The organism is Thermocrinis jamiesonii, from assembly GCF_000702425.1.
Taxonomy (GTDB): Bacteria; Aquificota; Aquificia; order Aquificales; family Aquificaceae; genus Thermocrinis; species Thermocrinis jamiesonii.
On sequence record NZ_JNIE01000007.1, the window covers coordinates 58,030 to 64,798 of the forward strand.

Consider the following 6,769-nt stretch of genomic DNA (forward strand, 5'->3'; position numbering starts at 1 on the left):
TATGCCTTGGATGAACAGAGTTTCTGCAGAAAGGATAAAGTATGAGTTCAAAGACGTAGAGGTAGAATACACAGAGCATACCACAAACCTTCACGTTAAAAAGGAAAAGCTCATAGACCTTCTCAATTTCCTTAAGAACAAAGAAGGATATAGACACTTCATAGACTTTTTTTGCATAGACTTTCCAGATAAAAAAGAGCGCTTCCAGGGGGTTTATATTCTTTACAATCCAGATGAAAACGAAAGGGTTATAGTGAAAACTTGGGCAAAGGATGGAAAGCTTCCCTCTGTGGAAAAGCTATGGGCTTGTGCCAGATGGGCTGAAAGGGAAGCTTACGATATGTTCGGAGTGGAGTTTGAAGGACACGAAAACCTAAGAAGAATGTTTATGTGGGAAGGATACGAATACTTTCCGCTTCGGAAAGATTTTCCCTTGCAAGGTTTTCCGGAGGTAGAGCTACCCTCCTTAACCGAGGTGATGCATGGAAGAACAGACCCACCTAGTCATGACTACGAGCTTTTGCACACAAAAATAGCTACCTTGGAAGATCTTGAAAGGACAGAAAAAGCAAGACTGAGGAAAAAAGCCCAGCTTGTGCTAAACTGGGGACCTTTGCATCCGGGAACCCACGGCACCATATGGTTTTTGTTTGACTTAGATGGAGAAAATATAGTCCAGTGTGATGTGATCTTGGGACAGCTTCATAGGGGAATGGAAAAAATCGCAGAAAATCTTCACTACTTTCAGTTTCTTCCTTACACTGACCGGATGGATTACATATCCGCCATATGCAACGAGCTGGCTTATGTGAATGCGGTAGAAAAGTTATTGGGTGTGGAGGTTCCAGAAAAAGCAAAATACATAAGGACAATGTTTGCAGAGCTTCAGAGGATAAACTCCCACCTTCTTTGGCTTGGCACGGGTGCCTTGGACCTTGGAGCCTTAACCGTCTTTTTGTATGCCTTTAGGGAAAGGGAAAAGATAATGGACATAATAGAAGGAAACGCTGGCTATAGGCTAACGAGCGCCTTTTTGAGAATAGGAGGGGTGCATTATGACCTGGCGGAAGGCACTTTGGATGTGGTGAAAGCTTTCATAAAGGACTTTCCAGAAAGATTAAAAGAATACCATCAACTGCTAACAAGAAACAGGATCTGGTTAAGAAGAACAAAGGACGTTGGAATCATCACAAGGGAAGATGTTTTTAACTACGGACTTACTGGTCCGGTAGCAAGAGGTTCTGGTGTGCCATACGATATTAGAAAGCTTGAGCCTTACGCTGCTTATGATGAGGTAGATTTTGACGTGCCTGTGGGAGAAGTGGGAGATGTGTATGACAGATACTTAGTGAGGATGGAGGAGATGGTCCAAAGCCTGAGGATAATAGAGCAGTGCGTTAGCAAGCTTGAAAAGCTTCCAAAGAGTGCGCCTTACATAAACAAAGAACACCCCGCAGTAATGGCTCCAAAGGAGGAAGTCTTTAAAGACTTAGAGGATATGGTAAAGAACTTCAGAATAGTGGTCCATGGGGAGAACGCACCGCCTGGAGAGGTTTATGCCAGTGGAGAAAATCCAAGGGGAGAGCTTGGCTTTTATATATACTCCACTGGAGGTTCCAAGCCTTATCGCCTAAGAATAAGGTCTGGAGCCCTTTACAACCTTTCCATCTTTCCAAAGCTTATAGAGGGAAGGACGATCGCAGACGCTATAGCTTTGCTTGGTAGTTTAGATCCAGTGGTGGGGGAAACAGACAGATGAGCGAAGTGCTTATAAACCTTTTGGTTACCCTGATAAAGGTTTTTGTAGTGTTGGGTGTATTTTTAGGAGTTGGCGCCTATCTTACGTGGTTTGAAAGAAAGCTGGCTGGACACATACAGGGAAGACTTGGTCCCAAGCTGGTGGGTCCCTTTGGATTGCTACAACCTTTAGCGGACGGTCTGAAGTTGCTCACCAAAGAGTCCGTCATACCCGACAGGGCAGACAAGGTAGTGTATTATTTGGCGGTTGTTTTAGCTCTGGCACCAGCTATTATGCTCTTTTCAGTTATTCCTTTTGGTCCAAGTTTTAGCTTGTTTGGTGTAGAAATAAAGCCCATTGTTGCAGATGTGAATATAGCAGTTCTTTTGGTCTTTGCCTTCGGTTCTTTGTTGGTTTATGGCACCATATTCTCTGGGTGGGCTTCTAATTCCAAGTATGCTTTTATAGGCTCCCTTAGGAAGGCAGCGGTGATCATAGGATACGAAGTGGTGTTGGGCTTTTCTGTGCTTGGGGTGATCCTTTTGGCTGGGACTATGAGCACCACAGGTATTGTGCAAGCTCAGATAGAAAGAGGTGTTTGGTTCATAGTTTATCAACCTGTAGCATTCATTCTTTACCTTTTTTGCATGCTTGCAGAGTCAGGGAGGGTTCCCTTTGACATCCAGGAAGCGGAGGCAGAATTAGTAACAGGTTATCACGTAGAGTATGGCGGTATGCGTTTTGGCGTGTTTCCTTTAGCTGAGTGGTATCTGAACGTGATGGCTCTGTCTGCCATTGCGGTAGTGCTCTTTTTGGGTGGCTGGTCCGGACCTAACATCTTTGGTCCCCTTTCCCCCTACCTTTGGTTTTTGATAAAGATGTTCGGTCTTGTGTTTTTTGTCCTTTGGCTTCATTGGACCCTCCCAAGGTTTCAAGCAAAGGATATAACAGAAATAGGCTGGAAGATCATGCTTCCCCTTGCGATCCTAAACGTTGTGATAACCGCCTTTGTGTATTATTTCATTTAAAAGAAATCAAAACTGTTGGAAAGATTTTGAGAAATAAGACCTTTTTTTATTAGTTCAGCTTCTTCAAATTTTATGATGCTTTCTGGCATCAGTCCCAGTGGGCACACCATAGAACAGTTTTTGCAATGAGTGCAAAGTTGAAGGTGCCCATCTTTTACACGCAAGAGGCTATCCTCTCTTTTTGAATGTCTCGGATCCTGCGTTAGTTTGTAAATTCTCAAAAAGCTCATAGGACCGCCAAAGTCTTGGTTGGTTAGAAAGACCGGACAACTCGCATCGCACAGACCACAGGCTATACACTCAAAGCTTTTATCTACCATAGGGTTTGTTTTGAATGTCTGAAGATTACTACCAAGGGGCTCATACCAAACCCTTAGCTTTTTGAGTCGTTCCATCAACACTGAATGATCTACCACTAAGTCTTTTATGATGGGTAAATTGTCAAGAGGTTCAATAGTTATGGGATGCTCTAACTCCCCTACTTTGGTTTTGCATGCAAGCACTGGTTTTGAATTAACCTTAACCCCGCACGTTCCACATATTCCAGCCCTGCACATACTCCTAAAAGAAAGCGTAGGATCGTAGTTCTCTTTAAGGGTATATAGGATGTCTAATACTGTGTGGTTTGGCTCAAGGGCAACATCAAACTCTTTAAATAAACTTTCATGATTTCGGTATAGCTTTACACGTATCAACATGAGTTTTTAAATTAATCCGTGGTTATAATTTTGATATGCTAAAAATACCAAAGCATTTAGCCATAATTATGGATGGAAATGGGAGGTGGGCGCAGGAGAAGGGATTGCCAAGGATAGCGGGGCACTACGAAGGGACTAAAAGGGCAGAAGAGATAGTGTATGCATGCCAGGATTTAGGGATAAAATTCTTAACTTTATACACCTTTTCAACGGAAAATTGGAAAAGACCCGCAGAGGAGGTCAAAGCCCTTTTTGAGCTTTTTGAAAACTATCTCGGTAAAAAGATAACTGAGTTAAAAGAGAGGAACATAAAACTAAGGTTTATCGGAAGAAAAGACAGAATTCCAAAGACCACTTTAAAGATCATGGAAGAGGCAGAAGAGCAAACAAAAGACTGCAGTTCTTTTACGGTGATTTTGGCCGTAGATTACGGAGGAAGGGACGAAATAATAAGGGCCGTGAATAAAATTCTTAGCTCTGGGATAAAGAGCGTAACAGAAGAGGAGTTTTCCAAGTTTTTAGACCTTGCAGGCATACCAGACCCAGACCTTCTTATAAGAACTGCTGGAGAAGAGAGGATATCCAACTTTCTACTTTGGCATATAGCTTACACAGAGTTTTACTTTTCCCCCGTTTATTGGCCAGATTTTACAAAGGAAGAGCTACTAAAAGCTCTGGAAGATTTTTCCTACAGAAAGAGGAAATTTGGTGCAGTTCTATAAAGGAAGAGAAGCGATAGGAATACTTATAGGAGCCTTAACCTTACTTTCTGCATTCCTTCCGGACCTATTGTTTTTATTTGTGCTTTCTCTTTTGTCTTTTGGTATTGGAAGAGAGCTGAGTAAAGTCTTAAACATTTTGGAAGTTTCATATTTCGCTCCCTTAGTTCTTCTGCTTAGCTCTTATAGGCTTGAGCTTGGCATATTTGCGGTTTTAGCCTTTGGTTTTCTGATAGCTTACCTTAGCTGGTCCTTAGATAGTTTGCTAAAAAGCGTGCTTATACTGACTTACGCTGGGCTGTTGCCTTCCTTTTTACTTTTGGTAAAATCCCAAAGCGAATGGGAGTTTCTAAAGCTTGTTTTTTTTGCATATACGGTAGATACCGCTTCTTACTACGCAGGCAAGCTTTTTGGAAAAAGGGCTTTGGCTCCAAGGCTTTCTCCTAAAAAAACCTGGGAAGGCCTTGTAGGAGGCACTTTGGCAGGAGTGTTATTTTTCTTAATAATCAACAAACCTGTCCTCCTTGCTATTCCATTTGTCTTAGTAGCTCTACTTGGAGACCTTTTTAAGAGTTTCATAAAAAGGCAGGTTGGTATAAAAGACTTTTCCCAATTGCTAGGAGAACACGGTGGTTTAACAGATAGGTTTGATTCGGTGTTGTTTATTGGTATTTTTTGGACGATTTTTTTAATATAAAAATAAAAGGGGGTTAAAGCGTGAAAAAAACACTCTTACTAATTTTGTGTTTTCTGATATACGTTGGACACTCCCTTACTTTAAGGGAGATGAAGTTTGAAAACACAAAACTTGAAACTGTTATTAAAGCTTTATCTCAGGTTTCTGGGCTCAACGTCTTGTTTGACCCAAACATATCTGCAGATTTGCAAAGACCCGTAAGTATAACCATTTACAAACCTATGCCCGTGGGCGAAGCACTTAATCTAATTCTCAAGGAATACGGTTTAATAGCTGTGCCCGTGGATACTAAGGTCTATAAGATCACGAAAGCAGGAGAGATTAGTTTTGACGTTGGTGCTGTGGGAGAAGACCAGATAAGAAAGATCGTGGACTTTTTAAAGGCAAGAGTTAGCCCCTCTGCGGAAATAGTCATAGATAGGACCCTTGGAACTATATACATAAGGGACGAGGAGGCAAGGATAAAAAGGTTAGAACCTGCCTTGAAGGACTTTCAGAAGATCGCAGAGAGGATTGCTCCAGAACAGGAGAAGATAACGAGAGTTTTTTACCTAAAAAATATAAGCGTAGATGAAGCGCACAGGCTGATTGCTCCAAAAACGAGAAAGGAAACCGTTATAACCAAGGTGCCGACCTTTAACGCTTTAGTAATAACAGATTCGCCGTCCCAGATAGAGCTTTACGCACAGATCTTAAAGAATTTCCTCACAGACCAACCAAGAGAAAGAAGACCCATAACTAAAATACTTTATCTGAAATACATATCCCCAGAGGAATTTATAAGGATGATAGAGCCCCTAAGGTCAGAAGCTGGAGTTATACTAAGTGGAGGTGGTTTCAAGGCGGAGGCGCAAGCTCAAGCTACTCAGCAAGCACAAGTTCAGCCTACACCAGTCCCAATCCTCAAAGAGTTCAACGCAGTTATGCTAACTGACTACCCCGAAGTTATAGAAAACATCATGGACAGATTCAGAGATTACATAAGCGAAGTTCCGGTAAAGGTAAGGATAGAAGCAAGAATAGTTGAGGTTAGAGAGGAAGCGCTCAGAGAATTAGGAATAAACTGGAATGCCCTTTTTTCTAACACACGCGTTCCTGAAGCTTGGTCTGGTGGTGTTGGATCGGGTATTGGTTTAGGTCCCACCCCCCTTGGGTTCCAGACCCCGGGCTATCACTCACGCCTGGTGGAATAGCTCTATTTACCTATCAAAAGGGTGTTCTGAATGCTCTCAACCTTAGGATGTCTGCCTTGGAGAGGGTGGCAGCCATCAAAAGCATCGCTAAGCCTTCAGTTATAACCATAAACGGTCAGAAGGCAACTATAAAACAAGGTGTTCAGGTGCCTTTTCAGACTGCATCAGTGGGTGCTGGTGGAACCGCTGTTCCAAACATACAATTTAAAGATGTGGTGCTTCAGCTTGATGTAACGCCCATAGTTTCACCAGATGATAGGATCCTGATGGAGATAGAGTTAAAGAGAGATACTTTGGGAATTCAAACACCTCAGGGACCAGCAATAAATACAAAGGATATTAAGACCAAAATAATACGTCGGGTGAGAAATTAACTAAGCACATAGCTTTTTCTGAAGAAGCTGTAGCCAATAGCATATCCATAAAGGTAAGCCAAAAGTGTTATACCCTTCCTCCACCTGCTGATGTAATTGAAAACCTTTATCTGTGAGTTCACACCTTCCACAGCCTGTCTTATGCTCTTGCTTTCTTTCCTCTCACAAACTACTACATGCTCACAGCCCCTATAACCCTTATCCCCTATAACTTCAAAAGTTTCTACCAAAAACCTAAACCACTTACTCTTACTCTTCCTTAACCTAAAAGACTTAACTTCATTATAGCTCGCTGGATGAAACCAAATATCATACACAACAC

At 42.1% G+C, this 6,769-nt stretch carries 7 protein-coding genes and 1 pseudogene; 6 read left to right on the plus strand and 2 right to left on the minus strand.

The features are described from left to right. Nucleotide 1 precedes the first annotated feature (1 nt). The gene (gene nuoD, locus K217_RS0107075; RefSeq protein ID WP_029552423.1) at nucleotides 2–1,759 is read left to right on the plus strand and encodes an NADH dehydrogenase (quinone) subunit D; all 1,758 of its coding nucleotides are present in this window, start codon (nucleotides 2–4) and stop codon (nucleotides 1,757–1,759) included. Next, nucleotides 1,756–2,766, plus strand: coding sequence for an NADH-quinone oxidoreductase subunit NuoH (gene nuoH / locus K217_RS0107080; protein WP_029552424.1), 1,011 nt, complete (start codon nucleotides 1,756–1,758; stop codon nucleotides 2,764–2,766). Before nuoD ends, nuoH begins: the two co-directional genes overlap by 4 nt. On the opposite strand, the gene K217_RS0107085 is transcribed toward nuoH, so the two are convergent. Beyond that, the gene (locus K217_RS0107085; RefSeq protein WP_029552425.1) at nucleotides 2,763–3,464 is read right to left on the minus strand and encodes a succinate dehydrogenase/fumarate reductase iron-sulfur subunit; all 702 of its coding nucleotides are present in this window, start codon (nucleotides 3,462–3,464) and stop codon (nucleotides 2,763–2,765) included. The genes nuoH and K217_RS0107085 overlap by 4 nt on opposite strands. A gap of 35 nt (nucleotides 3,465–3,499) precedes the next feature. Here K217_RS0107085 and uppS point away from each other — a divergent pair, with 35 nt between their 5' ends. From uppS to K217_RS07850, 4 genes are all read left to right on the plus strand, one after another. Then, nucleotides 3,500–4,186: a polyprenyl diphosphate synthase gene (gene uppS, locus K217_RS0107090; RefSeq protein WP_029552426.1), complete on the plus strand. Its 687-nt coding sequence runs from the start codon at nucleotides 3,500–3,502 to the stop codon at nucleotides 4,184–4,186. Next, a complete protein-coding gene (locus K217_RS0107095; RefSeq protein WP_052178129.1) occupies nucleotides 4,173–4,880 on the plus strand; it encodes a phosphatidate cytidylyltransferase in 708 nt (235 codons plus the stop codon). The genes uppS and K217_RS0107095 overlap by 14 nt, the downstream gene beginning before the upstream one ends. A gap of 20 nt (nucleotides 4,881–4,900) precedes the next feature. Further along, nucleotides 4,901–6,073 (plus strand): secretin N-terminal domain-containing protein, encoded by a 1,173-nt coding sequence (locus K217_RS07535; RefSeq protein ID WP_052178130.1) that lies wholly within the window; start codon nucleotides 4,901–4,903, stop codon nucleotides 6,071–6,073. Between the two features lie 65 nt (nucleotides 6,074–6,138). Beyond that, nucleotides 6,139–6,447 carry a type II and III secretion system protein gene (locus tag K217_RS07850; protein ID WP_231477011.1) on the plus strand — a complete coding sequence of 103 codons (309 nt, stop codon included), beginning with the start codon at nucleotides 6,139–6,141 and terminating at the stop codon, nucleotides 6,445–6,447. Here the strand turns inward: K217_RS07850 and K217_RS07790 are convergent. After that, a pseudogene (locus tag K217_RS07790) lies at nucleotides 6,444–6,769 on the minus strand (hypothetical protein); the annotation flags it as partial. The gene K217_RS07850 and the pseudogene K217_RS07790 sit on opposite strands and share 4 nt — an antisense overlap.